This is a genomic window from Ruegeria sp. AD6 (assembly GCF_056542325.1).
The window spans coordinates 1-2,176 of sequence record NZ_JBQFZQ010000028.1 but is presented as its reverse complement, the minus strand read 5'-3'; the positions used below and the strand labels follow the sequence as shown (position 1 = coordinate 2,176).

At 59.8% G+C, this 2,176-nt stretch carries 3 protein-coding genes; 1 reads left to right on the top strand and 2 read right to left on the bottom strand.

Annotated features, from left to right (window positions below):
• Positions 1-221: transposase (locus tag ACR0KJ_RS19395; RefSeq protein WP_480627454.1), on the bottom strand; the 221-nt coding region annotated here is incomplete at its 3' end.
• A 414-nt stretch (positions 222-635) separates the two neighbouring features.
• Between ACR0KJ_RS19395 and ACR0KJ_RS19390 the strand changes: the two genes are divergently transcribed.
• A complete protein-coding gene (locus tag ACR0KJ_RS19390) occupies positions 636-1,991 on the top strand; it encodes an IS5 family transposase (protein ID WP_480448282.1) in 1,356 nt (451 codons plus the stop codon).
• A 33-nt stretch (positions 1,992-2,024) separates the two neighbouring features.
• On the opposite strand, the gene ACR0KJ_RS19385 is transcribed toward ACR0KJ_RS19390, so the two are convergent.
• Positions 2,025-2,176: IS3 family transposase (locus tag ACR0KJ_RS19385; RefSeq protein WP_480627455.1), on the bottom strand; the 152-nt coding region annotated here is incomplete at its 5' end.

The following is a 2,176-nucleotide window of genomic DNA, read 5'->3' as shown; positions in this document are numbered from 1 at the left end:
CGCAGAGTGAGGCAGATCTCGATTGCCAGATCGGAGTAGCGCGCCTGTCCACCGCGTGTCTTGCGGCGTGGCGATGCCCAGTTCTCCACTACATCATCAGAATCCCAGATCGTCACATCGCCCCGCTGCCGGAGACTTTCATTGTATTCCGAGCAGTTCGTGACCCGGTACTTAGCTTTGGGAAACTTGTCGCGACGGGCATCATTGAATTTGTGGGGCATCGACCGTCGCTCGCGTCGCAGAAAACGCTGAGAGTACTTTGAGCGTCCGATCCCTGCAACACAGTCCCGCCAGTGGACGAGCTTCGCTTCCAAGTCACGAAACTTGCCAAGCGGTGGAAGCCGAAAAGGGCAAAAGCCTAAATCACAGTGGGGTCGGCGCAATGATTACATTGAATGGCTTTCCCCGCCCCGCAAAGCCAGGCAGGACAATCCTGATCTTCTTCTCGACCGAGTATTGCCTTGCGCGTCTTGCGCTTGATGCCCCTGACCAGCTTGTCGGTGGCGTCATTCGATAGTCGACCCTGAGTAATTCCCAACCTACTGATTTTCTGATGGAAATGCTGATTTCGTGTGTTTTTGAGCTGCAGGGTTTGCTATTCTGCGGGCGATTTTCTTGCAATTTCGGATTGCCTCATGAAGCCCAAGTCGAGACCGCTGGAACAGGATGATTTGCTGCGCCCGCGCCTGGTCGATCTGATCGACATGCGCCATGAGCTGGTTAAGCTCGAGGGCTATATCGACTGGGATTTCTTCGAGCGCGAATGGTCCGGGTTTTTCCCGTCGCACCGCGGTCGGCCGGCAACATCGCCGCGGCTGGTGGCCGGGCTTCTGTATCTGCAGCACGCCCATGACCTGTCTGACGAGGCCGTTGTCCGGCGTTGGGTGGAGAACCCCTACTACCAGCATTTCTGCGGCGAGGTGTTCTTTCAGCATCGCCCCCCGATCGACCCGTCTTCGCTGACCCGGTGGCGGAAACGGATCGGCGAGGAGGGTGTCGAATGGCTGCTCACCAAGACCATCGAGGCCGGCAAGGCTGCCGGGGCGATAGATGACAAGAGCGTCGGGCGGGTCATCGTCGACACGACGGTGATGGAGAAAGACATTGCCCATCCCACCGACGCTCGGCTCTACGAACGCGCCCGGCAACGGTTGGTCAAGCTGGCCGGCGAGGCCGGGATACAGCTCCGCCAGAGCTATGCGCGTCTGGCTCCGAGGCTTGCGGCTCAGGTCGGCCGCTACGCCCATGCCCGGCAGTTCAAGCGCATGCGCAAGGCACTGAGAAGATTGAAAGGATATACCGGCCGCGTGATGCGCGACATCGCGCGGCAACTCGAGAAGGTCGCCGACCCCGGCCTCATGGCCCGTATCGCCGATGAACTGGAGCTTGCCGCCCGGTTACTGCGGCAAAAACCGAAGGACAAGGGCAAGCTCTACGCGCTACACGAACCCGCGGTCGACTGCATTTCCAAGGGCAAGGCCCACAAACGCTACGAATTCGGCTGCAAGGTCAGCGTCGCCACCACGATGAACGAGGGCTTTGTGGTCGGCATTCGGTCGCTGCCCGGCAACCCTTACGACGGCCACACTCTGGCCGAAGCGCTGGAGCAGGTGGAAATCCTCACCGACACCCGCCCCGCCCAGGTCTTCGTCGACCGCGGCTACCGCGGCCATGGCGTGACTTTGAGCCAGGTGTTTATCAGCGGCCAGAAGCGCGGTGTCACACCAGTCCTTCGCAAGTTGATCCGCCGGCGAAGCGCAATCGAGCCCACCATCGGCCACATGAAATCCGAAGGTCGCCTCAGACGCTGCCCGCTCAAGGGCACCCTCGGCGATGCCATCTTCGCAGTGCTGTGCGGCTGCGGCCACAACATCCGCCTGATCCTGGCTCATATCAGAAAGCTTTGGCCTCAAATCTGGGGCAGGATACTCGACGCCCTGACTGCGATCTCACTCTGCCGGCGGCCACGACACGCTCTCGCGGCGGCATAAAGCAATATGTTCAGGGCCGACTAATTATTGACCCTATGCGGCGATTTTCCAAGCCATGGTTTCGTATGCTTGCGCGGGGGTTTGGTAGCCTATGGCGGAGTGTCGGCGCTGGCGATTGTAGAATACTTCTATGTATTCGAAGATCGCGGCCTTTGCCTGGGCGCGCGTTTTGAACCGGTTTTGGT